The 22,269-nt window shown below is 60.0% G+C and carries 21 protein-coding genes and 1 tRNA gene; 12 read left to right on the top strand and 10 right to left on the bottom strand.

The window, feature by feature from the left end:
- Positions 1-114: 114 nt before the first annotated feature.
- Positions 115-1,317 (top strand): Na+/H+ antiporter NhaA, encoded by a 1,203-nt coding sequence (gene nhaA, locus AC0V6K_RS05305; protein ID WP_472625358.1) that lies wholly within the window; start codon positions 115-117, stop codon positions 1,315-1,317.
- 12 nt (positions 1,318-1,329) lie between these two features.
- A complete protein-coding gene (locus AC0V6K_RS05300) occupies positions 1,330-2,196 on the top strand; it encodes an alpha/beta fold hydrolase (RefSeq protein ID WP_472625357.1) in 867 nt (288 codons plus the stop codon).
- 26 nt (positions 2,197-2,222) lie between these two features.
- Here AC0V6K_RS05300 and AC0V6K_RS05295 read toward each other — a convergent pair whose 3' ends face one another.
- The 4 genes from AC0V6K_RS05295 to AC0V6K_RS05280 all read right to left on the bottom strand — a co-directional run bounded on the left by AC0V6K_RS05295 (position 2,223) and on the right by AC0V6K_RS05280 (position 9,785).
- The gene (locus tag AC0V6K_RS05295) at positions 2,223-5,534 is read right to left on the bottom strand and encodes an amidohydrolase family protein (protein WP_472625356.1); all 3,312 of its coding nucleotides are present in this window, start codon (positions 5,532-5,534) and stop codon (positions 2,223-2,225) included.
- An 88-nt stretch (positions 5,535-5,622) separates the two neighbouring features.
- Positions 5,623-6,906: an acyl-CoA dehydrogenase family protein gene (locus AC0V6K_RS05290; protein WP_472625355.1), complete on the bottom strand. Its 1,284-nt coding sequence runs from the start codon at positions 6,904-6,906 to the stop codon at positions 5,623-5,625.
- An 86-nt stretch (positions 6,907-6,992) separates the two neighbouring features.
- Complete coding sequence (locus tag AC0V6K_RS05285) at positions 6,993-8,351, bottom strand: phosphotransferase (RefSeq protein ID WP_472625354.1); 1,359 nt, start codon at positions 8,349-8,351, stop codon at positions 6,993-6,995.
- Between the two features lie 6 nt (positions 8,352-8,357).
- A complete protein-coding gene (locus tag AC0V6K_RS05280; RefSeq protein WP_472625353.1) occupies positions 8,358-9,785 on the bottom strand; it encodes an aldehyde dehydrogenase family protein in 1,428 nt (475 codons plus the stop codon).
- A 205-nt stretch (positions 9,786-9,990) separates the two neighbouring features.
- Here AC0V6K_RS05280 and mtnP point away from each other — a divergent pair, with 205 nt between their 5' ends.
- Both mtnP and AC0V6K_RS05270 read left to right on the top strand, forming a co-directional pair.
- Complete coding sequence (gene mtnP, locus AC0V6K_RS05275) at positions 9,991-10,857, top strand: S-methyl-5'-thioadenosine phosphorylase (protein WP_472625352.1); 867 nt, start codon at positions 9,991-9,993, stop codon at positions 10,855-10,857.
- A 44-nt stretch (positions 10,858-10,901) separates the two neighbouring features.
- Positions 10,902-12,158 carry an FG-GAP repeat domain-containing protein gene (locus AC0V6K_RS05270; RefSeq protein WP_472625351.1) on the top strand — a complete coding sequence of 419 codons (1,257 nt, stop codon included), beginning with the start codon at positions 10,902-10,904 and terminating at the stop codon, positions 12,156-12,158.
- A 32-nt stretch (positions 12,159-12,190) separates the two neighbouring features.
- Here the strand turns inward: AC0V6K_RS05270 and AC0V6K_RS05265 are convergent, their stop codons facing one another.
- Entirely contained in the window at positions 12,191-12,478 is a 288-nt protein-coding gene (locus tag AC0V6K_RS05265; protein WP_472625350.1) for a YciI family protein, read from the bottom strand.
- Positions 12,479-12,579: 101 nt separating this feature from the next.
- Here AC0V6K_RS05265 and AC0V6K_RS05260 point away from each other — a divergent pair, with 101 nt between their 5' ends.
- The gene (locus tag AC0V6K_RS05260; RefSeq protein ID WP_472625349.1) at positions 12,580-13,107 is read left to right on the top strand and encodes a hypothetical protein; all 528 of its coding nucleotides are present in this window, start codon (positions 12,580-12,582) and stop codon (positions 13,105-13,107) included.
- A 95-nt stretch (positions 13,108-13,202) separates the two neighbouring features.
- Entirely contained in the window at positions 13,203-13,757 is a 555-nt protein-coding gene (gene dcd / locus AC0V6K_RS05255) for a dCTP deaminase (protein WP_472625348.1), read from the top strand.
- A gap of 19 nt (positions 13,758-13,776) precedes the next feature.
- Here dcd and AC0V6K_RS05250 read toward each other — a convergent pair.
- Both AC0V6K_RS05250 and AC0V6K_RS05245 read right to left on the bottom strand, forming a co-directional pair.
- A tRNA-Leu gene (locus AC0V6K_RS05250) sits at positions 13,777-13,863 on the bottom strand.
- A gap of 94 nt (positions 13,864-13,957) precedes the next feature.
- Positions 13,958-14,959 (bottom strand): MJ0042-type zinc finger domain-containing protein, encoded by a 1,002-nt coding sequence (locus tag AC0V6K_RS05245; protein WP_472625347.1) that lies wholly within the window; start codon positions 14,957-14,959, stop codon positions 13,958-13,960.
- Positions 14,960-15,113: 154 nt separating this feature from the next.
- Between AC0V6K_RS05245 and ftsE the strand changes: the two genes are divergently transcribed.
- Genes ftsE through AC0V6K_RS05225 form a run of 4 tightly spaced genes read left to right on the top strand, consistent with a single transcriptional unit; the run spans position 15,114 to position 18,050 of the window.
- On the top strand, positions 15,114-15,869 hold the full coding sequence (gene ftsE, locus AC0V6K_RS05240) for a cell division ATP-binding protein FtsE (RefSeq protein ID WP_472625346.1): 756 nt from the start codon (positions 15,114-15,116) through the stop codon (positions 15,867-15,869).
- Positions 15,866-16,822, top strand: a complete 957-nt coding sequence (locus AC0V6K_RS05235; protein WP_472625345.1) for a cell division protein FtsX — start codon at positions 15,866-15,868, stop codon at positions 16,820-16,822. The genes ftsE and AC0V6K_RS05235 overlap by 4 nt, the downstream gene beginning before the upstream one ends.
- Positions 16,823-16,860: 38 nt before the next feature.
- Positions 16,861-17,364, top strand: coding sequence for a YdcF family protein (locus tag AC0V6K_RS05230; RefSeq protein WP_472625344.1), 504 nt, complete (start codon positions 16,861-16,863; stop codon positions 17,362-17,364).
- Between the two features lie 53 nt (positions 17,365-17,417).
- On the top strand, positions 17,418-18,050 hold the full coding sequence (locus AC0V6K_RS05225; RefSeq protein WP_486172573.1) for a lysophospholipid acyltransferase family protein: 633 nt from the start codon (positions 17,418-17,420) through the stop codon (positions 18,048-18,050).
- Here the strand turns inward: AC0V6K_RS05225 and AC0V6K_RS05220 are convergent.
- Positions 18,047-18,949, bottom strand: a complete 903-nt coding sequence (locus AC0V6K_RS05220; RefSeq protein WP_472625342.1) for a prephenate/arogenate dehydrogenase family protein — start codon at positions 18,947-18,949, stop codon at positions 18,047-18,049. The two genes, AC0V6K_RS05225 and AC0V6K_RS05220, sit on opposite strands and share 4 nt — an antisense overlap.
- On the bottom strand, positions 18,946-20,049 hold the full coding sequence (gene hisC, locus AC0V6K_RS05215) for a histidinol-phosphate transaminase (RefSeq protein ID WP_472625341.1): 1,104 nt from the start codon (positions 20,047-20,049) through the stop codon (positions 18,946-18,948). Before hisC ends, AC0V6K_RS05220 begins: the two co-directional genes overlap by 4 nt.
- An 83-nt stretch (positions 20,050-20,132) precedes the next feature.
- On the opposite strand from hisC, the gene metX reads away from it, so the two are divergent.
- Together metX and metW are read left to right on the top strand one after the other, a co-directional pair.
- Positions 20,133-21,230 carry a homoserine O-acetyltransferase MetX gene (gene metX, locus AC0V6K_RS05210; RefSeq protein WP_472625340.1) on the top strand — a complete coding sequence of 366 codons (1,098 nt, stop codon included), beginning with the start codon at positions 20,133-20,135 and terminating at the stop codon, positions 21,228-21,230.
- Positions 21,227-21,817 (top strand): methionine biosynthesis protein MetW, encoded by a 591-nt coding sequence (gene metW / locus AC0V6K_RS05205; RefSeq protein ID WP_472625339.1) that lies wholly within the window; start codon positions 21,227-21,229, stop codon positions 21,815-21,817. The genes metX and metW overlap by 4 nt, the downstream gene beginning before the upstream one ends.
- A gap of 4 nt (positions 21,818-21,821) precedes the next feature.
- Here metW and AC0V6K_RS05200 read toward each other — a convergent pair whose 3' ends face one another.
- On the bottom strand, positions 21,822-22,214 hold the full coding sequence (locus AC0V6K_RS05200; RefSeq protein WP_472625338.1) for a VOC family protein: 393 nt from the start codon (positions 22,212-22,214) through the stop codon (positions 21,822-21,824).
- Positions 22,215-22,269: the final 55 nt, after the last annotated feature.

The following is a 22,269-nucleotide window of genomic DNA, read 5'->3' as shown; positions in this document are numbered from 1 at the left end:
CGTTCGGCCGATTTTCGGGCACTCTTGCGCGCTTTGCACGTTGGAGAGACAACATCACATTCAACGGCAAATTGCCCTGTATCAAGTGGGGGCCGCGCCAAAGGACACTGACGCATGATCGACCGGGTTGGAAACGCACTTCGGGACTTCCTGAAACAAGAAAGCGCGGGCGGCATATTGCTGATTATCGCGGCCGCCCTCGCGCTTGTCATCGCTAACTCGCCGCTGGCCGATGCCTATTTCGGGACGCTCAACACCAAGCTGAAAGTGTCTTTCGGCGATTTCGAGATCAACAAGGGCCTGATCCTGTGGATCAATGACGGGTTGATGGCGGTGTTCTTCTTTCTCATCGGGCTGGAGGTGAAGCGCGAGGTTCTGGAGGGTCAGCTTTCGAGCTGGGACAAGGCGTCATTGCCGCTGGTTGCCGCGGTTGGCGGCATGGCGATACCGGCGCTGGTCTTCGTCGCGTTCAACTACAATTCGCCCGAAAGCATCAATGGTTGGGCCATTCCTGCCGCGACGGATATCGCTTTTGCGCTCGGCATCCTCTCGCTTCTCGGCCCGCGTGTACCGGTGGCGCTCAAAGCTCTGCTGCTCGCCATTGCCGTGATCGACGATATCGGTGCGATCACCATCATTGCGCTGTTCTATTCGGGCACACTCGATACGCAGATGCTGCTGGGTGCAGGCATCACCTTTGCCGCGCTGCTGGTCACCGGACGGCTCAAGATTGGCCAACCTTTGCCCTATGTGGTGATGACAGTCATTATGTGGGTGTTTGTGCTCAAATCGGGAGTCCACGCGACGCTCGCTGGAGTGGCTGCGGCGACGACTGTGCCGATGGTAGCGCGCAATGGCCGACGTCTGCTGGAGGAAATGGAGCACGGCCTTCACTATTGGGTCGCCTTCCTGATCATCCCGATATTCGGATTTGCCAATGCGGGCGTGACGCTCATTGGACTCTCGCCGTCTGACCTTCTCGAGCCGCTGCCTCTGGGCATCGCACTGGGCCTGCTGATCGGCAAACAGGTCGGCATTGTCGGCTTTGCTTGGATCGGGGTTAAGGCGGGCTTTGCCAAGCTCCCCGAGAATGTCGGCTGGCGCAAAATTCATGGGCTTTCCATGCTTGCCGCGATTGGCTTCACCATGAGCCTGTTTATCGGCAACCTTGCCTTCACCGATCCGGCACTGGTCGATGCGGTGAAATTGGGAGTGCTATCCGGTTCATTGATCGCGGCGGTTGCGGGCTTCCTGATGCTCAAGGCCGCTTTGCCAGATGAAGCGCCAGACGCAGAGGCCGAAGCGCAGGCCGCCTGAACGCAGACCTCTATGACACCGACCCAGCACAGCGCCCGCGTCAACGGGATTGATCTTGCCTATTTCGAATGGGCAGGAGCGGCGAAAAATGACGCGCCACCGATGATCTTTGCCCACGCCACAGGCTTTCACGCGCGGGTGTTCGACGCGGTGATCGAGCACTTTCCCGAGCGCCGAGTGCTGTCATTGGACCTGCGCGGCCATGGCCGCTCAAGCGGCGGACCGATCAAACATTGGGGCGACATTGCGCAGGATGTGTGTGAGTTGATCGACCATCTCGGAATTGCCGGTGCGGTTGGTGTGGGCCATTCGATGGGCGCGCATACGCTGCTTCAGGCTGCGCATGATCGCGAAGGCGCATTCAGCCAATTGGTGCTGTTCGATCCGGTGATCTTCAACGCGGATTATTACGTCTCTGATGCAGCATCCCCGCTGATGGAGGAAGCCCATCCCACCGCCCGCCGCAAGCGCGATTTTGCTTCGGTGCAAGAGATGATGGAGCGTTTCGAGACCCGCGATCCCTATCAATTGTTCGACCGCCGCGTGTTCGAAGATTACTGTCGGTTCGGCCTGCTGCTGAGCGAGAGCGGTGAGGGCTACGAGCTAGCCTGCCCGCCCGAAGTCGAAGCCAGCGTCTACATGTCGAGCCGCAGCAATTCCGGCATTCTGGACACGGCGCGCGCAGTCGAAATCCCGGTCACTGTGGTCCGTGCCAAGCAGCTCAATGTGATGGACTTCAAAGGTTCACCGACTTGGCCGGGCCTTGCGGGCATCATGTCGAACGGCAGCGACATCCACCGGCCCGACATGACGCATTTTCACCCGTTTCAGGACCCCGTAGACGCCGCGCGCATCCTCACCGAAGCGATGGCACGCTGACGCCAAGCGGGTCGCGGCGAGCAGCGTTACTGCGTGCTCGCATCCTCATGCGCATGGCCGGCATGGGTCGCCGCTTCTGAACCACCCGCGCGGCTCGCATTGGCGCCTTCCCACCAATAGGCGCGGCGTTTGGCTGTGCCGGTGCCGACCTCGTTCATGGTCTTGGCATCGTACAGCCGCCCGCCCAGCATCACTTGCGCGATCTTATCGCTGTTGCGGATGTTCGCGGTGGGGTCTGCATCCATCACCAGCAAGTCAGCCAGCTTGCCGACTTCCAGACTGCCGACATCCTTGTCCATGCCGAGAGATTGGGCAGGCGCAATGGTCGCGGCTTTCAGTGCCTGAACGTTGCTCATGCCGCCGCGTGCGAAGGTCCAGATTTCCCAGTGGGCATCGACACCTGCCTGCTGACCATGCGCGCCGATCGAGACTTTGACGCCACGATCCGCCAGCTTCTTGGCTTCACGTGCCGCGTTGTCATCAACAAAGGCCCAATCGGGTGCCGTGGTCCGGCGCCCGCTTTGCGCGAGCAGGATTTTGGGCGGTGTGTGGATCATCAGCGGGTTCTTCCAGACGTCGGTCGCCTGACGCCAATAGGGGTCACCCGCCAGCCCGCCATAGGTGACGTTCAAGGTAGGCGTGTAGTTGGAGTTCGACTGGCTAAAGAATTGCAGCACGTCCTCGTAGAGCACATCACCCGGGATGTTGTGCTCGATGGTCGAATTGCCATCCGCGATCAGGTTCATGTCCATCCCGAACAGCGAACCACCCTCGGCAACGTTGAGCATGCCTTCTTCAGCAGCGGCACGCGCCACCATCTGGCGCTGCTCGCGGCGCGGCTGGTTGTAGTTCTTGACCGAGATGCCGCCCTGCGCCTTGATCCGGCGCACGTGAGCCAACGCATCGTCATAGGAGTCGATGCGCGCGTAGACACTCGGAGCCTTCGCGCCGTAGATGATCTCGCCGGTCGAGAAGAGACGCGGGGCAAGCAGCATACCCGCCTTCTGCCGCTCGGCAGCTGCGAAGAACTGGCTCGCATCGTTTGACGGATCGTGGATCGTCGTCGTGCCCATCGCCAGCGCCTGCGTCATGCGCCAGTTTTGCTGCGGGATGAAATCGCCGGTGCCTTGCGGCCCGTGGGCATGGGCATCGACAAGGCCGGGCATGATAACTTTGCCGCTGGCGTCGATGGTGGTTGCACCACTCGGCACGCGCACATCGCCCTCCGCGCCAATGGCTTTGATCCGGTCGCCTTCGATCACGATGACGCCGTTCTCGATCACGCCTGCATCCTCGGTGTCGAGGTCAGCGGCCATGGTCAGGATCTTCGCACCCGTTATGACGACAGTCCCGCTTGGCTTGGCCGCCTCAACGGTCATCGCCATCGAAATGCCGGTTTCGGGCGGGGTGAAGCCCTTGGACTTGTCGTCCTTGCCCTTCGGCGCATCGCGGAACAGGTCAGAAATCGAAACGCTCTTTAGCTGCGTCCCGATGGACCAGAACAGCGTGTCGCCGCCGCGCGCAAAGCCCATATACTCCGCGCCGCCTGACGAGACTTTGGTCACCGGAAGCGGACCACCGCGTTCGGTCACATTCACAGGCTTGCCGCCCGGAAGGAGCGGCATGGCGAACACTTCGTAGTTCTGGCGGAAGGCGATGGTCTTGCCATTGGGCGAAACGCGGAAATCGTTGGCGAGATCGCCGGTCGCGTGCACGCGCTTGCTCTCACCATTCAGATCGGTCGAGATCAGCGCCAGTTTGCCCCCTTCAAAACTGGTCATGAAGATGCGCTTGCCATCGGCGGCAAATTGCGGGTTTGAGCCGCTGCGCGTCACACGCTTGGGTGATCCGCCGCTTACGGGCGCGATGTAAATACCGGTGTTCTCGGAATAATTCGGTGAGGTCAAATAGCCGCCCGCACGCCGCTCATACGCAATCATCGTTCCATCGGGCGAAAAGACCGGTTTCGCATAATGCCCCGCTCCCAGCATCACCTGCCGCTTGTTCGCGCCATTTGCGTCAGCGACAATGATCTGGCCCAAGCTATTGTCAGTCCAATCGACATAGGCGATCTTGCGCCCATCTCGCGAGAATGTCGGCCAAGCCTGGATTGTGTTCGGGTTCAGGCCGCTGAGTGGACGCGGCGCATCGCGGCCACGCGCGGATTTGGTGTGCAGGCGGCCCAGGCTTTCAAACACCACGCGGGTGCCATCAGGTGAAAGGACCGCGAATTTGGGCATGGTGGTGACGAAGCGATCGGGCGCAACGTCAATCACCGGATGCGGCGCATCGGCGACGCCGCGCGTGTCATCAATGCGGAACGGGATATTCGCAAAGCCGGTTCCGTCGCGGTTGATGCGGTTGATCTTGCCGCCCGACCAGAACACGATGGATTGGCTGTCGGGCGTCCAGTCCATGTTCGGATAGACCCCGTGCACTGCCCATGTTTCTTGCAGATCGAGATCGAGCGCATCGTAAATCTTGCGCTCCAGACCGGTGGCGATGTCTTTCACCCACAACTGGCTTGTGTCCTTGTCGCGGCGGACAAAGGCGAGCTCCTTGCCGTCGGGCGAAGGCGTCGGACGCACCGCGCCGCCGTAGCCGCTGGCCGCTGTGGTCACTTCACCGGTTGCAAGGTCATGTTTTTCAATTGCGAAGATGCCGGTCTGGCTGTCCTGCGCATAGATAAAGGTGTTCCCCGGTGTCGTGTTGCGGGTGTAGTAAATCGCGCTGCCATCGGCGGAGAAAACCGGTTCGCCCAGCTCTTTCTGCAAGGCCGGATTGGCGCGCTTCACGACTTGCACACCGCCACCACCGCTGACGTGGTACATCCAGATTTCGCCGGTGCCCGCGCTGCGCTGCGTGGTGAAGTGCTTCTTCGCCGCGATATACTCGCCATCAGGCGACCACGCGGCTTGGTTGAGCAGGCGGAACTTCTCTTTGGTCACCTGACGTTTGTCAGAGCCATCGGCGTTCATCACCCAGATATTGTCGCCGCCGCCACGGTCAGAGGTGTAGGCAATGCGCTTGCCATCGGGAGAGAAGCGCGGCTGCACTTCCCACGAAAGCCCCTCGGCAATGCGCCTCGGCGTCCCGCCGGTGATCGGCATGGTGTAGATGTCGCCAAGCACGTTGAAGGCGAGCGAGCGGCCATCAGGAGAAACATCGACGTCCATCCAGGTGCCTTCGTCGGTCTTGATCGGCACCTGCTCGATCGTCGCCCCGCGCGGCGCCTCAACGTCCCAGCCTTCGTCCTTCTTGTCGTCATCCTGAGCAAAAGCAGTAGACGGAACAGCCAGCATGGATCCTGCCAGCAAGGCGGCGGTGAACGAGCGCATTTGGTATCTCCCCTTTGTTGCGGGAGACCCTAACGGCGAGGAAGCGAATTGCTAGGGGCGGGCGAAGTTGTTGGTCGAATTGGCGAGCCTAGAGCTTGCCCTTCTTCGGTCCCAGATACCCGAACAGATACGCCGCCACTTTCCGCATCTGAATCTCTTCTGCGCCTTCGGTGATGCGGTAGCGGCGGTGGTGACGATAGATATGCTCGAACGGTTTGTGCCGCGAATAGCCGATGCCGCCATGCACTTGCATCGCGCGGTCGGCGGCCTCGCAGACCAGCCGGTTCGCCCAGTAATTGCACATGCTGACCTTGTCGGAGATCGTCCGCTCAATCTCTTCGTGCGGCATATTGTCCATCTCCCACGCCGTCTTGAAGATCAGCAGCCGCAGCATCTCGGCCTGCGTCGCCAGCTCGACGAGCGGGAACTGGATGCCCTGATTGCGCGATAGCTCCTGACCGAACGGCTTGCGCTCGCGCGCGTATTTCACGCTTTCATCAATGCAGAACATCGCCGCGCCGCAGCTTGATGCGGCCTGACGGATGCGGTTCTGGTGGACGAAGCTCTGCGCCAGCGACAGACCGCGACCTTCGACGCCGAGGATCGCGCTTTCGGGCACCCAGACATTGTTGACTGACAGGCGCGGGTGGTCCGTGGGCATATTGAACGTCCACATCCACTCCTCGATTTCGAGGCCCGAGGTGGGGTTAGGGACAAGGAAGCAAGTGATCCCTGATGCATCGCCATCCTCGCCGGAGGTGCGCGCAAACATCGCGCAGTGCGTGGCGACGTGCATGCCCGTGATCCACATCTTCTCGCCATTGATCAGCCAGCCGTCCACGCCATCGCGGGTCTCTCGCACGGCGCGCGTATCCATGTGGGTGGCGTCAGAACCGTGATCAGGCTCGGTCAGGCCAAAGGCGACGCGGCGCTCTCGATCGAATCCGCCAGTGATGAATTCTGCCTTTTGCTCCTCGGTGCCCCACTGATCGAACATGGCGACGAAGGGGAAGTTGCCGACGATCGAGTGTTCGTTCTGGAGATCGTTGTGGAGGCCAAGGCCTTGCCGCGCAAAGTGCTCGCGGATCACCGCCATCCAGAGGTTCGATCCGTCCTTGCCGCCATATTTCTTGGGCGTGGAGAAGCGCCAGTGGCCCGCTCTATCTGCGCGGTCCGTCGCCTCGCGCAGCAGCGCCTCCCACTCCTCGCGAGGCAATCCCCCCGCCTCGAAATCCGTGCGCGCCCATTCGCGGCGATGATCGAAGAAACGGATGTGGTCGTCGGCCTGCTCAAGCGGCTTGATCTCGGCCTCAATAAAAGCGTCGAGTTCGTCGAGATAGGCCTGAAGATCGGCGGGAATTGCGAAGTCCATTTAGTCTTCCTCGCTTCTTTTAAAACGGTGCAAAGCGCCCACCATGGGGTGGGGGCGCGGGCTTACTGATTTCGCAGCAAGCCGGATCACAGCCACTTCTCGCGTGCTACGGCGAGGGCAGGGTACTTGGGTGAGTCGGCTCTGACGCATTCGAGAGCCGAGAACCTGAGGTCATCCAAGAGATACTTGTCACTCAGGTCGCTCGCCCCAGCGAGAATCTCGTGTGAGAGCTCTTGCGGGTCATCAGTGAACCGATTCAGATACGCTGAAGAGGTTTCTCGCTCGATTATTCCCAAAGCATTGCGAGCAACGGCAAGTTGGAAGCGATCATGGCCTTTAATCTGCCCCTTGATCGTCGCGAGCCATTCGGAGATCGCGATTGCGATTTCGGCGGCAGTCGCCTCACCCATTGGTTGATGCAACTGATCCGTGAGGCTGCCTGGGACTTTCATTCGGCGCCTTGCGCGCGGCGCATCCTCCTCGAGCAGCATCAGCAGGTCCAGTTCCTGCTCGCTGGTCCGGCGCGAGATCACCACGCGCTCCAGCATCCGGTCTTCGCCGCTGCGCCAGATCTGCGCCATCTTCAGGCAACCCAGCGCCCACCAGACTGTGCGGTGGATTAGCCAGTAGCGAAAGCGCTCGCGGTCGACACTGGCCCCCGCCTCGGATTCGTAGGCGGCGAAGTAGTCTTCGAGGCTCCCCAGCCCAAGCGCGGGGCGGTCGTAGCGGTGGAAGCGCCACACCGCCATGCAGCCGAATGCCAGATCCTCGTGCCGGTCGCCGAAATGGGCAAGCTCCCAGTCGAGCACGCCAGTCAGCTTACCCGGCTCGGCGAGGAGATTGCCCATGCGATAATCGCCATGGATCAGCACCGGCTCAGGGGCCTGTGGCGGGCAATTGTCCTCCATCCATTTGAGCCCCAACGCGATGATCGGACGGTCGCCGCCCGCCTCGATAAACTGCGCCTTAAGATCGGCAATCGCCGCTTGGTAGTCCATCACCGGCACGGCTTCGGGTACATCGCCGGGCCTAATCGAGTGGATGCGTGCCAAGTCGCGCGCCGCCTGATTCAGCAGCGCGTCGGCGTCATCGAACTCGAGAATCTCCTTGGGGTTTGGTGTCCCTTGCAAGGCCCGCATCACAAAGCCACTGCCGATGCCGTCTGCATCCTCCAGCACTTCGACAACCTCGGGCGCGGTTACCCCGCGAGCATGGGCAGCGCGAATGACCGCCGCTTCCGTCTCGTGCCCGAACGGCCGACCTTCCATAAACGCCAGAGACGGCGCGCGTCGCAGGACGAAGGCTTCGTTTCCGCACTCGAAACGCCAGCTTTCCATGGTCGCCCCGCCGGTGAGACGCGTCAAAGCGGGGGGCGAAGAAAGGCCGGCGCGACGGCAAACGCGCGCCAGCCCTTCGATCAGTTGGTCAGGTGTCGCGTCACCCATCAGGTCTTACGCGACAACATTGTCCTTCTTCACGGTGATCACCTGCGGATAGGTGAACTCCTTGAGGCCTTCTTTGCCGTACTCGGCGCCAAAGCCGGACTGCTTGTGCCCGCCAAACGGCGCAAACGGAGACAGGTGCATGAACTCGTTGATCCACACCGTGCCTGTTTCAAGTTGCTCCGCGATTTCGACGCCCTTGTCTGGGTTGCCAGTCCAAACCGCTCCAGCAAGGCCATATTCGGAGTTGTTGGCACGCTCGATCACTTCGTCTTCGCTCGAGAACTTCATTAGCGGCATGACCGGACCGAACTGCTCCTCTGCCACGATCCGCGCGTCCTCGGGCGGGTTGTCGAGGATCGTAATCGGCACATAGTAACCGGTGCCCGACGGGTCTTTGTCGCCGCCGGTCAGGAACTTGTAGCCGTTGTCTTTGGCATCCTGAATCAGCTCAAGCACGCGGTCATACTGCTTTTTGTTCTGAATGGGGCCGACGCCGGTGCCTTGCTCGCTCCCGTCACCGACCACGACATTCGCCGCATATTCGGCAATCGCCGCGGACAGCTCGTCATAGATATCTTCGTGGATGTAGACGCGCTTGGCGGCGATGCAGACCTGCCCTGCGTTCTGGAAGCTTGACCAGAACAGCTGCTCGGCGACCTTCTTGGGATCGGCATCCGGCAGGACGATCGAGGCGTCGTTTCCGCCCAGCTCCAGCGTGATGCGCTTGAGGTCGGCGCTTGCGCCTTCCATGATCTTCTTGCCGGTCGCGGTCGAGCCGGTGAAGGTGATCTTGTCGATGTCCGGATGGCCGGTGATCATCGGGCCAAGAGCGTCTTCGCCGGTGATGATGTTGACCGTGCCCGCCGGCACCTTGTCCGCGATCAGCTCGGCGACGCGCAGAGTGGTGAGCGGGGTGAAGGGCGAAGGCTTAAGCACAATCGTGCAGCCGCTCATCAATGCAGGCACGATCTTCTGGATCGCCATCATTACCGGGAAGTTCCACGGCACGATGCCGCCGACCACGCCAACCGGCACACGGCGGTGGCGGTGCAGGCGGGTGTCGTCGTCCTGAATAATCTCTTCTTCAAGCTGCAGCGTCGATTGCGCGGCCGAGATGCCAGCGGCGCCGAAAATCTCGCCTTTGGCTTGCGCGTGCGGCTTGCCCTGCTCGCTGGTCAGCAGGCGGTAGAGTTCGTCAGCGTTTTCCTTGATCGCACCAGAGATCGCCATGCAGGCGGCCTGACGCTCTTCAAAGCTTGAGTTGCGCCATGTCTTGAACGCGGCGCGCGCGGCGGCGACGGCCGAGTCCAGCTCGCCCTTACCGCAAGCCGGGACCTGCCCGATCACTTCTTCATTGGCGGGGTTCACCACGTCGAGCCAGTCGCCGGTGTCGACCATCTCGCCATTGATGAGGTTCTTGTATTGGGTGACCATGATTGTTCCTCTCACTTGCGGAGCCACCGCGGGGCGCGCGACTCCAAGTATCTCTCACGGCAATATAGGTGGCGTGTTGCCACTTAAAACGCAATCACTGTCTGATGCCACGGTGTGGTCTTGCCGGACCGCTTTAACCTAACCTAAGGCATCCCCTGCAAGAGATTGACCCTCAAGCAGCGCGCGAGAAGGAACACGCACACACATGGCCAAAGAATGGTGCATAGGGATCATCGGCGGATCGGGCCTGTATGCCATGGACGGCATAGAGGACGCTCAGTGGATCTCGATTGATACGCCGTGGGGCGAACCGTCTGACGAAGTGCTTTGCGGCACCCTGGGCGGGGTGAAAGTGCGCTTCCTGCCGCGCCATGGCCGCGGGCATCCGGTTTCGCCAGGCGAGCTGAACAGCCGCGCAAACATTGATGCGCTCAAGCGCGCCGGCTGCACCGATGTTGTGGCGATTTCGGCGGTGGGTTCCTTGCGCGAAGAGATCGAACCGGGGCGCTTCGCCGTCGTCGAGCAGTTCATCGACAACACTAAGGGCCGCCCTTCGACCTTTTACGAAAGCGGCTTTGTCACGCACGTTTCGATGGCCGATCCGGTATGCCCGCGGCTGTCCGAAATGGCGGCCAAGGCAATTTCAAAGGCCAAAGGGAAAGTGGCCGTGGGCGCGACCTATCTGGCGATGGAAGGCCCGCAATTCTCGACCCGCGCCGAAAGCCGGATGTATCGCCAATGGGGCGCCGATGTGATCGGCATGACCGCGATGCCCGAAGCCAAACTCGCGCGCGAGGCGGAGCTGCCCTACGCGCTCATCGGCATGGTCACAGACTATGATTGCTGGCGAGACGGCGAAGCCGTCGATGTCGCGCAGGTGGTCGAGCAGATGAAAGCCAATGGCGAATTGGCGAAGGTAGCGGTGCTGAATTTCATCCAAGCCCTACCCAAGACACGCAAAGCCTGTCCGATCGACACCGCGCTGGATGATGCAGTCATCACAGCGCCCGACGAACACGATCCGGACGTGATGGCAAAGCTCGACGCAGTGGCCGGGCGGTTGTTTGAGTAGTGCAATCGTCTAGTGATGGCGCTGGTGCACATGGGAGATTGGCAATGCAGACAAGCGCGTATCACATCATTCTTGGCATCAGCGCGCTCGGCCTGAACACCCTCGCTCCAATTTCCTACCTGAGTGCACAGCCGGATCAGAAGCCTGGGCAAGCAGAGCCGTCTGACGTTCCGTACTTCCATACGAACGAGACCCGGCCATGCGAGATCGGCACGCCGGGATGGAGCTGGCCAGTCACCTATGACGGGCAGACTTTCCTGATCGTCGCGAATGCGGGGGAGAAGAGTCATACCGTGCTGTTCGAATACCCAATCCCGAAAACAGACGGCGTAACCGGCCGTTTCGGAGGTGTTCTGTGGGACGCGCCTGTCAACCTTAGGAAAATGGTGCTCTTCGGTGATTTTGACGGAACGGGAAGGCCAAATTTTGCGAAGTTCGGCCTTAATCAAACAATGAAAAGCTACACCGATTTCCCAAGCTCTACCTTACTCGATTCCCGGAAATTCCACGATCGCAATTTGCGCGAGCTAGGAACCGACCTCAGCCCGTGGAATTATGTGTGGGCCGATGATTTCGATGGCGATGGAGTCACCGATATCGCGACGGGCAATGGCGCTGCTGTGACCGTCCATATCAGTGATGGTGACCAGGAACATGATAATGCGGATTGGGCTGGCGCGGTTTGGCCGGTCGCGGGCAATTGGGGGCAATCCGGTTACACCTTTACCGGCGATTTCGACGGCAATGGCAAAGCGGACATCGCCTCGGCGCTTGGTTCGAATGTCTTTATGAGCCTTTCTTCAGGCACTGAATTCTCAAGCGTCACATGGCCAGCCTCCATGAGTTGGGGAGCGGCAGAATACACCTGGGCAGGTGATTTCAATGGCGATGGGCGCGATGATATCCTGTCTGTTACCGCAGGCACCACATCGGTGGCGTTCTCGACCGGTTCAGGGTTTGACGTTCGATTAGGAAAGGTCTCGAATTCGTGGGGAGCCGGGGCCTACACCTGGGCGCACGACTTCAACCAGGATGGCAAAACGGACATCGCCACCGCCGTTGGATGCAACATCACAGTGAAGCTATCCGATGGTCAGGCCAATTTCGTTGATCAGCCAACCTTTCAGCTAGACCTTCCCGGCGCGCACCCGAAATGCAGGTGGTTGACCCATCCGGAAATCGCTTCCGATGCAGAATGGGCTAAGTCTACTGTAGCGATAACGACTGATGATCAGGACACAATTTCAAAATACAAACGGTTCATAGAAGCGCAGGGCCGCGACGCAGCAGTTTGTACCTGATCTTGCTCTTATAACGGTGATTGCCTCGCGCCCTATTTCCACCGCCCCTTGACCGGCTCGAAGCGGTCAACGCGGATGGATTGCCACACTCCGCCGACGAGGTAGGGATCATCATTGACCGTTGCGCGCGCGGCGGCTTCGTCTTCGGCTTCGATAATCAGCAGCGAGCCGACAAATTCGCCGTCCTTGTTGGTCAGCGGCCCCGCCACGCGGTAATTCTCGGCATGCTCGGCCATCCATTCGCGCTGCTTTTCCAGATGGATCGCACGCAGCTTTTCATTGTTCTCCCCATCGCGGCAATAAAAGCAGAACAACGGCATTGGCTCAGGCTCCTGTAAGAATTGCAGACGTAGACGCCGCACCCGAACCGTTCAAGCGAATGCTTGAAAGCCCACGATAACCCGCGCTAGTGAGCCAAGTGATGAAACGCCTCCTTCTCCATTTCTTCGCCCTGTTTGCGCTCGTCTGGAGCGGGCCTGCTCTGGCCGATGTGAAGATCCACTTCCATTCCTTCAACGGATCGCTGTTTGTCGGTCGCTATCCGCACACATTCATCGTTCTGGAAGGGACACTGCAAAGCAACGGACGGCGCGTGAACGAGAATTATGGTTTCTCTGCCCGCGAGGTTACTCCCGCGATCCTCAACGGGCCGGTCGAGCATATGGTGCTGAAAGAGACAGCGCGGAACATCAAGAAGACCAACCGCCACTTCACCATGACGATCAGTGATGCGCAATATTACCGGATCGTGCGCGAAGTGCGCAAATGGCAGAAGATGCCGGGCAAATATTATGACTTGGAAAAGCGCAACTGCATCCACTTTGTCGGCAAAATGGCGCAGATCCTCGGGCTGAAGGTGGGTTACCCCAGCAGCATGCTGCGCCGTCCCAAACAGTGGCTGAACTACGTCGTCAAACTCAACCCAAGGCTTGGTGCAAAGGCGATCTGATTGCCGGTCTAATTGAGCCGGTTTAGTACAGACTCCCACAGCTTACCTGTCCGCCGTGCTTGCCCCGCGCGTGTGCATGTTCAATCACTGCGGACATGGCCATTCTTTCAGACAAGTGGATTCGCGCGCAGGCTCAGGAAAACGGCATGATCGAGCCGTTTGTCGAGGCGCAGCGGCGCGACGGTGTGATCTCTTACGGAATCAGCTCTTACGGGTATGACGCCCGCGTCGCGCCGGAATTCAAGATCTTCACCAATGTCGACAGCTCGACCGTCGATCCCAAACAGTTTGACCCGAAGAACTTCGTCGACCGGGAAACCGATGTCTGCATCATTCCGCCCAATTCCTTCGCATTGGCGCGTACGGTCGAATATTTCCGTGTGCCCGAGGACGTGTTGGTCATTTGTCTCGGCAAAAGCACCTATGCGCGCTGCGGGATTATTGTGAATGTCACCCCGCTTGAGCCGGGTTGGGAAGGGCACGTGACGCTGGAGTTTTCAAACACCACGCCGCTACCTGCGAAAATCTACGCCAATGAAGGCGCATGCCAGTTCCTGTTCCTCAAGGGGAATGAACGCTGCGAGACGAGCTACAAGGACCGCGCAGGCAAATATATGGGCCAGCGCGGCGTCACACTGCCTCGCCTGTGAAGTTGTAATTCTGGGATATTGGTGCGGTCGAGAAGACTCGAACTTCCACGGGCGTTAGCCCACAACGACCTCAACGTTGCGCGTCTACCAGTTCCGCCACGACCGCACTCAATGAAAACAGGATGCACGCGGCATCCCGGGTAGGCGCGGGCCATTAGCAAGCGGCCTTGCTGCACGCAAGAGCCAAAGCTTGCGAAAATTCAGTTGGGGGACCAGCCGATCTCTGCGGCGTTTGCCGTGGCGGGAATATCGGCAATCGCTTCTGTGACGTTCAGCGTTTCGCCTGGAGCAAGTTCTGTCTTTGATGGCGCCACCAGCCAATTGCCGACGGGCTTGTCGCGCGCATCGCGGAACACAATCAGAAGGCTAGGGATGGAGACTGTCTCGCGCCCGCTATTTGTGATCGACCCGCTGACCCGGAAGATCTCTTCACCCGTTTCCAGCGTTTCGGTGCGCTGCTGGGATGCCGGGAAATCCAGCTCAAGCTCGGGCTGACCAATGCCGAATGTCGGGCGCTGGATAGGCAACCAATCCGGTAGGCCATAATAGTTGACCGCGACCACAGTCCCCGTTGCTAGCAATGCAAAGATCGCCGCAGCGGCGGTCCACATTCTTAGCGGGTTGCGCCGCGCGGTGAAGGGCGGGCTGTAGTCGAACTGAGAAACATCATCGTCCTCATATTCGCCATCCGCTGATTGATCTTGCGCCGCGCCATAGCCCTCATCGTCATAGAGATGATCCGCATCACCCGAAAAATCATCGCTCGTTTCGGAGGCGAGGGGATCGCTCTCCGGGGCAATGGGCGCTGTTGGTGCGTCATCGGCCTCGGTGAGGTCCGGTGCTTGATCCCGTGCGGCGGATTCTGGCGTCGGCGCCGGCTTGTCCGTCTTGGCCAGTTCTTCCCTGACACCGCGAGAGCCAACTCCATGCCCTTCGTAATCGCTCGACTTCCAATGATTGATTGAAGGGCCATCAACGGTTTCGGAGGATTCCTCCGATGCAGGAGCGCTTTTGCTCTTTTCCTTAGCCCCTAGCGCAGCCTTTTCGCGCTTCACCGAAAGCGGCGTGTCGAGGTCGAGCGGCGGCGGATCTTGAAACCAGCTGTGCTTGCATTTGGCGCAGCGCACGGTCCGTCCCTCGGCTCCGATGGCGGAATCGGGCACGGCATAGCGCGTGTCGCAAGCGGGGCAGGCGATGATCATTGCTCTATTGGCTTTACGTAAGCCCTTGTCCCGCACAAGAGTCTCCTCTCTCCACAGGGGCAAATCGCGCCTTTTTTCCACATTGCAGCGGCCTTATGGTGATGTTTGACATGTTAGCCTTCCACCCTGCCAAGGCCTGCGATAGAGGCGCGCCATGACTGACCGCGCGAGCGAAATCGTCAAATTCGACAATGTCGGGCTGCGTTACGGCACCGATCCAGAGGTGCTGAGCGATTTAAGTTTCACGCTTTTTCCCGGCAGTTTCTACTTTCTGACTGGAGCGAGCGGGGCAGGGAAGACCAGCCTGCTCAAGCTGCTTTATCTGGCGCAGCGCCCTTCGCGTGGGGCTATCCGTATGTTCGGCAATGACATGATCACCCTGCCGCGGACGCGCTTGCCCTCATTCCGGCGGCGTCTCGGCGTTGTGTTTCAGGACTTCCGGCTGGTTCAGCATCTTTCCGCGTTCGACAATGTCGCACTGCCTTTGCGCCTTGGCGGCGCAAAAGAGGCCGATATCGAAAAGCCGGTTTCCGATATGCTCGAATGGGTGGGACTGACCCACCGTTCGCATGCACAACCGGCGAGCATGTCAGGCGGGGAGCAGCAACGCGTTGCCATTGCGCGGGCTGTGATCGCGCGTCCTAAATTGCTGATCGCTGACGAACCCACTGGTAACGTGGATCCGGAGATGGCGTTGAAGCTGCTGCGCTTGTTCGAAGCGCTCAACAATCGCGTCGGCACCACCGTGGTGGTCGCGACCCACGATGTGCATTTGCTGAAGAAAGTGCCGGAATCGCTGATCATGCGCCTGAATAAAGGGCGCCTTTCCGACCCGACGGGCGCGCTCAAATTCCCGCCACGGGCGAGCAGCGCTTCCAACTCCAAATCGGGCGAGGGGGCAAGCCAATGACCGATGCGCCCCCGCCAAAAAAGCCGCCGCAGAAACCGATAAAGTCCGCTGCGCGAAAAGAATCGCCCCGGCTGAAGGGAAGCGTCGCGGCTGGCCTGCTGCCGCAGACCCGCTTTGGTGGGCCGATCCCATGGGTCATTGCCATCTTGATAGCACTTGTCGTGGTCGCAGCGGCGGGCGGGCTTTCGCTGCGAAATTTGGCCGAGAATGCGCGCGCTGACTTGTCCGGCGCGGTAACGATTCAAGTTGTCGAGGCCGATGAGAACCAACGCGCCACGCAGGCGCAGGCGGTTGCCGACGCGCTAACAGGGAATGCCATGGTAAATTCGGTCCGCATTGTGCCGGATGACGAGTTGACCGAATTGCTTGAGCCATGGCTCGGCGCAAGTGCGGCCAGTCAGGATGTGCCGATCCCTGCTCTGATCGATGTCGAGCTGACGCGCGAAGTCTCTGAAGGAGAGTTGGAAACCTTGCGCGGCTTGGTTGAGGCGGCGGCGCCCAATGCGCGGGTGGATGCGCAATCCGATTGGCTGGCACCTGTTTATGATGCTCTGTCTGCGTTGCAGTATCTGTCGCTGGCCCTGATCGCTTTGGTGGCTTTTGCGACAGCCGCGGCGGTGTGGATGGCGGCGCGCAGTGCGCTAGCTAATCATGGCGAAACGGTTGAGATCATCCATCTGCTGGGTGGCACTGATGCGCAGGTTACCAGCATTTTTCAGCGTTCAGTCATCCGCGATGCCGCATTTGGTGGTCTGGTCGGGCTGGCGCTTGGCGCGGCGGCCGTGTGGCTGCTGGGGCAGCAATTCGCCGTTTTGGACAGCGGTATGGTGAGCGGAGGAGGCCTCGATTGGAACGATTGGCTGATCATTACTGCCATTCCGATAGGAGGGGTTCTGCTCGCGCTTGTCACTGGTCGAATTACAATTGCTTTCGCGCTCCGGTCGATGCTGTGAGCCGCGCATGACGTTGAAACAGAATCTTTGCAGCCTCGGTGCTGGTCTGGGTGCTCGGCTTCCTGTGGTTCACGGTGTCACTGCCCAACCCTGCGGGTGAGGAAAAGACCGATGCGGTGATCGTGCCCACCGGCGGCGCGGGGCGCATTGCCCAGGGGCTCGCCGTGCTGGAGCAAGGCTTTGCCGAAAGGATGCTGGTCAGCGGCGTAGACCGCGAAGTGACTGAAGAAGAATTCGCTATCGAGTTTGAAGTTGGGCCGGAAACGATGGAGTGCTGTGTCATTCTGGGCTTTGCGGCGGTCGACACCCGTTCGAACGCGGCTGAAACCGCTCAGTGGGTTGAAGACAACAAGGTCACATCTTTGCGGTTGGTGACGACCGATTGGCATATGCGCCGTGCCGCGTCGGAGCTGAATCGCACGCTGCCGGACAGTGTCACAGTGATCCGCGATGCGGTGCCTTCACAGGCGAGCTTCGCCAGCCTGTTCCTTGAATATCACAAGCTGCTCGCAAGCTGGGCGGCTGGCTTGATCGACTATTGAGCGCAATCGTGAGCTTGCTCCGAAGCCTTCTCTTTTACGTCCTCTTTTACGGCGTGAGCACGGTGCTGACGATCCTGTCGGTGCTGGTCATTCCGTTTGGACGCGAAGCATTGCGTGCCGTGGTTCGGGCATGGGGGTCTTGGCACCGCTGGTGCGTGCGGTACCTGCTCGGCATCACAATCGTGGTCGAAGGCAGCATCCCTGACGAGCCCATTCTGGTGGCGATCAAGCATGAGAGTTATTTCGAAGCGATCGACATGCCGCGCATGTTCGAATTCCCCGCAGTCTTCGCCAAGCGCGAGCTGTTTCTCATCCCGGGATGGGGGCTGTCGGCGTCAATCTATGGCCTAGTTCCAGTCGCCCGTGATCAAGGCGCGACGGCGCTGCGCGCCATGATTGCGGAGGCAAAGGAGCGCGTGGCTGAAGGGCGCCCATTGGTGATTTTCCCGGAAGGGACCCGCGCGGTTCATGGGGCTACGCCCGCGCTTCGCTCCGGCTTCGCAGGTCTGTACAAGCTTCTGAAACTGCCGGTTGTTCCGGTCGCGGTAGACAGCGGCCCGACCTATCATCGCTGGGCTAAGCAAAGCGGCACGATTAGGTATAAGGTCGGTGAGAAGATCCCCGCTGGTCTTCCGCGCGAAGAGATGGAAGCACGGGTGCACAAGGCGATCAATGCTTTGAACTAGTGATCCCGGCCAAAGTCCGGCGCGGCGTCGTCTTGGCCTTCTTCGATGATCGAGCGACGGATCGCGCGGGTTCGGCTGAACAGGTCGTGCAAAGCATCCCCGTCGCCCGACCGAATCGCGCGTTGCAGTGCAGTCAGATCTTCGGTGAAGCGCCCCAGCATTTCCAGCACAGCGGCCTTGTTCGAGAGGAAGACATCGCGCCACATTACCGGATCGGACGCGGCGATACGCGTGAAATCCCGGAAACCACCAGCGGAATACTTGATCACCTCGCTCCGGGTCACATCCTCAAGATCGCTCGCAGTGCCGACGATGGTGAAGGCGATAAGGTGAGGGATGTGGCTGGTGACCGCGAGAACGAGGTCGTGGTGCTCGGCATCCATAATCTCGATCCGCGCACCCAATGCGGTCCAGAACGCGGACAACGCATCAAGCGCTTCTTGCGAAGCGTCTTCGGGCGGCGTCAGGATGCACCAGCGATTTGCGAACAGGCTGGCAAAACCCGCTTTGGGCCCACTCTGCTCGGTGCCTGCGACGGGGTGAGCAGGGATTATCCTGCGCCCAGGAAGCGCCTTGCCCAGCACTTCGGCAAGGCCCGTCTTGGATGAACCGACATCGCTGATAATCGCGGTTTCGGGCACAGAATCAGCAATCGAGAGCGCGGCATCTTCCATCGCACCTACGGGCACGCAAAGGATCACAAGATCGGCGTCCGTCACCGCTTCGGCGGGGCTTTCGCACACGGTGTCCACCAAACCGCGATCCTGCGCCGTCGCGCGCACATGCGGATTGGCATCAAATCCCGTTGTGGTGATATTTGGCGCCCGCTCGCGCACGGCAAGACCAATCGAACCGCCCAGCAGGCCCAGCCCGATAATCGCGACTTTGCGGATGGTCATCCTGCTTCTCCGCACAGTTCGCGCAAGGTCGCTATCACGCGGTCCATATCTTCGGTCTTGCCGATGGTGATGCGCAGCGCGTGCTTCAGTCCCGGCTCGGAGATTTGCCGCACCGCATAACCGGCCTCGGCCAATGCGGCGAGCGCATTCTCTGCGCTCACATCGCCTTTGAATTCTACCAGCAAAAAGTTGGCTTCGCTCGGCACGGCGGACAGGCCGTGATTGCCCAGTGATCCGATCACGTCGGCAAACCGCGCGCGTTCCTTCGCGTTGTGATCGCGGCTCGCCTCGACAAAAGCCTGATCGCCTAATGCGGCGCAGGCGGCCTTTTGGCCGCTCACAGTCACATTGAAGGGCCCTCGAATGCGGTTGAGCACATCGATCAACCCCGGAGCACCTGTCGCCCAGCCTATCCGTTCGGCGGCAAGGCCATAGATCTTGGAGAATGTGCGGGTGACAAGCACATTTTCATGTTCAGCCGCCAGATCAAAGCCGACCCGTTGGACCGCCGGATCGCAATATTCGGCGTAGGCTTCGTCGATCACCAACAGGATATCATCGCGCAGACCCGCATGCAGACGCTCGACCTCCGACGGTGTGATCCATGTACCGGTCGGGTTGTTCGGATTGGCGAGAAAGACCACGCGCGTCCGCTCGGTCACCGCGCCAAGAAGCGCGTCGACATCGGCGGTGAAATCAGTGTCATCCGCCTCGACGGGCGTCGCTCCACAGCGCCGCGCGGCAATGTCGTAGACGGCGAAAGAGTGACGGCTGAACAACACTTCATCGCCCGGTCCGGCGAAGCCCTGCGCCGCGAGATTGAGCAATTCGTCTGAACCCGTACCGCACACGATCTTGTCCGCATCCAATCCGTGCAGCGCCGCGATGTCCGCGCGCAATGCATTTGCGCCGGGATCGGGATAGGTCGCCGCTTCTTCGCGCGCCTCGGCAATCACCGCCAAAGCTGCGTTAGACGTGCCCAACGGGTTCTCGTTCGCCGACAGCTTTACCAAAGCGCGGCCATCGCTCGCGGTCGATTTGCCAGGCTTGTAGGCGTGGATGCCGAGGATCCAGGGTTTGGGTTCGGGTTTCGATGTCATTGCACCGCGCGCGATAACGGCTTTGCTTGCCGAGTAACAGTGCAATTGACACTTGACGGCCGCTCCCCCAATTCGCGCGGGGTATGAATGCCGCCGCCGCCTCGAAAAGCTATGCGATTCCGCATGACCTGCCGCTCGACAGCGGGCAAGTGCTGACGGGCGCGCAGATTGCATATGAGACCTATGGCGAGCTCAATGCAGACAAGTCGAACGCGATCCTGATTTGTCACGCTCTGACTGGCGATCAATATGTCGCCAGCGACCATCCGGTGACTGGTAAGCCGGGTTGGTGGGTGCGTATGGTTGGCCCCGGCAAGCCGATCGACACAGACCGGTACCACGTTATCTGCGCCAATGTCATTGGCAGTTGCATGGGCTCAACCGGTCCGGCCAGCGATGCGCCTGATGGCAAGCCTTATGCGATGCGTTTCCCGGTTATCACAGTGCGCGATATGGTGCGTGGGCTGGTGGCTTTGCTCGACGGGTTGGAGATCGGGCGGCTGCATGCGGTCGTCGGCGGGTCGATGGGCGGGATGCAAACGCTGAGCCTTGCGGCGAACTGGCCAGAGCGTGCCGAACGCGTCCTCGTCATTGCATCCACTGCGCGGCATTCAGCCCAGAACATCGCCTTTCACGAAGTCGGGCGGCAAGCGATTATGGCCGATCCGGCATGGGGAGAGGGTGACTACTATGCCACCGATGCTTCGCCCGCTAACGGCCTCGCCGTGGCGCGCATGGCAGCGCACATCACCTATTTGTCCGAAGAAGGTCTGACCGAAAAGTTCGGGCGCAGGCTGCAGAACCGAGACGAAAAGAGCTTTGGCTTTGATGCCGATTTTCAGGTGGAAAGCTATCTGCGGTATCAAGGCAGCGGGTTCACGCAGCGGTTTGATGCGAACAGCTACCTCTACATCACTCGCGCGATGGATTACTTCGATCTCGCCGAAGAGCATGGCGGCAAACTGGCCGATGCTTTTGCCGGAACCGACGCGCGCTTCTGCCTCGTGAGCTTCGACACCGATTGGCTCTACCCCACCTCGGAAAGTCGCCACATCGTCCATGCTTTGAATGCCGCGGGTGCAAAGGTCAGCTTCGTCGAGCTGTCCGCGCCCCATGGGCATGACAGCTTCTTGCTTGAGCACGACCAGTTGGACCGTGTGGTGAAGGGATTTGTGCAATGAGCGAGTTGCGTCCCGATCTTGCGATTATTGCGCGGCATATTGATGCGGGCGCGCGCGTGCTCGATATCGGGTGCGGTGACGGCGCGCTTTTGGCTGAGCTTGAAGCGAAGAAGCAGGTCGATGCACGCGGGTTGGAGCTCAACCCGGCCAAAGTGGAGCGCTGCGTGGCGCGCGGACTTTCAGTGGTTCAGGGAGACGCCAACCATGATCTGGCTGACTATCCGGATAGGGCGTTTGACTACACAGTTCTGAGTCAGACTCTGCAAACTTCAAACCGGCCAGATCTGATGCTGGATGAACTACTGCGCGTGGGGCAACGGGCCTTCGTTTCGTTCCCGAATTTCGCGCATTGGCGCACGCGCTCGGCGCTGTTGTTTGGTGGGCGGATGCCGATCACACGCGCGCTTCCGGTCAGCTGGTACGAAACCGAAAACATCCACCACGTGACCATTCAGGATTTTCGCGAGCTGGTGAAAGCCAAAGGCGCGACGATCGAAGATTGCTGGTTTTTGGCGGACGAAAAAGAAATCGGCGCACCAGGATCAAACTGGCGCGCCGAATTCGCTGTGTTTCAGTTGTCGCGTTGAGCGATCAGCTTGGCCGGTGGATGCCACAGATTTTGTGGCCGTCCGGATCAGTGAAGTAGCACAGGTTCATCACACCCATGCTGCCTTCGCGCGGGCCGGGAGGGTCTTCGATGCTGGTGCCACCATTGGCGACGGCGACATCGTGAAGCTCCTGAATCTGCTCCATTGAGTCGCATTTGAAGCCGATGGTGAAGCCATTGGCGGTGTTGGCTGATTCACCATTGATTGGCTCACTGATCGAAAAGGTGTCGCCATTGTGATTGTAGAATAGACGCGTCTGACCAGTGTCATTGACGTGCGCGAACGGCTCGCCTGCTCCGAGCACGCCCAGAACGGCGTTGTAGAACTTCTTGGATCGTTCGATATCGTTCGAACCGATCATGATATGATTGAGCATTGTGTGGGACTCCTCTCTTTGAGTTGGGGCTTACCTAGGGTGCCGATCTCGCTGC

It is taken from the genome of Erythrobacter sp. S43 (genome assembly GCF_057364955.1).
This window is presented reverse-complemented; position numbering and strand designations above follow the sequence as displayed.

Coding starts and splice junctions, on each gene's coding strand:
- hisC (WP_472625341.1), bottom strand. CDS start 20,049: ATGACATCGAAACCCGAACCCAAACCCTGGATCCTCGGCATCCACGCC.
- AC0V6K_RS05220 (WP_472625342.1), bottom strand. CDS start 18,949: ATGACCATCCGCAAAGTCGCGATTATCGGGCTGGGCCTGCTGGGCGGT.
- AC0V6K_RS05285 (WP_472625354.1), bottom strand. CDS start 8,351: ATGGGTGACGCGACACCTGACCAACTGATCGAAGGGCTGGCGCGCGTT.
- AC0V6K_RS05280 (WP_472625353.1), bottom strand. CDS start 9,785: ATGGTCACCCAATACAAGAACCTCATCAATGGCGAGATGGTCGACACC.
- ftsE (WP_472625346.1), top strand. CDS start 15,114: ATGACTGACCGCGCGAGCGAAATCGTCAAATTCGACAATGTCGGGCTG.
- AC0V6K_RS05200 (WP_472625338.1), bottom strand. CDS start 22,214: ATGCTCAATCATATCATGATCGGTTCGAACGATATCGAACGATCCAAG.
- AC0V6K_RS05265 (WP_472625350.1), bottom strand. CDS start 12,478: ATGCCGTTGTTCTGCTTTTATTGCCGCGATGGGGAGAACAATGAAAAG.
- AC0V6K_RS05260 (WP_472625349.1), top strand. CDS start 12,580: ATGAAACGCCTCCTTCTCCATTTCTTCGCCCTGTTTGCGCTCGTCTGG.
- nhaA (WP_472625358.1), top strand. CDS start 115: ATGATCGACCGGGTTGGAAACGCACTTCGGGACTTCCTGAAACAAGAA.
- metW (WP_472625339.1), top strand. CDS start 21,227: ATGAGCGAGTTGCGTCCCGATCTTGCGATTATTGCGCGGCATATTGAT.
- AC0V6K_RS05295 (WP_472625356.1), bottom strand. CDS start 5,534: ATGCGCTCGTTCACCGCCGCCTTGCTGGCAGGATCCATGCTGGCTGTT.
- AC0V6K_RS05235 (WP_472625345.1), top strand. CDS start 15,866: ATGACCGATGCGCCCCCGCCAAAAAAGCCGCCGCAGAAACCGATAAAG.
- dcd (WP_472625348.1), top strand. CDS start 13,203: ATGGCCATTCTTTCAGACAAGTGGATTCGCGCGCAGGCTCAGGAAAAC.
- mtnP (WP_472625352.1), top strand. CDS start 9,991: ATGGCCAAAGAATGGTGCATAGGGATCATCGGCGGATCGGGCCTGTAT.
- metX (WP_472625340.1), top strand. CDS start 20,133: ATGAATGCCGCCGCCGCCTCGAAAAGCTATGCGATTCCGCATGACCTG.
- AC0V6K_RS05245 (WP_472625347.1), bottom strand. CDS start 14,959: ATGATCATCGCCTGCCCCGCTTGCGACACGCGCTATGCCGTGCCCGAT.
- AC0V6K_RS05270 (WP_472625351.1), top strand. CDS start 10,902: ATGCAGACAAGCGCGTATCACATCATTCTTGGCATCAGCGCGCTCGGC.
- AC0V6K_RS05290 (WP_472625355.1), bottom strand. CDS start 6,906: ATGGACTTCGCAATTCCCGCCGATCTTCAGGCCTATCTCGACGAACTC.
- AC0V6K_RS05300 (WP_472625357.1), top strand. CDS start 1,330: ATGACACCGACCCAGCACAGCGCCCGCGTCAACGGGATTGATCTTGCC.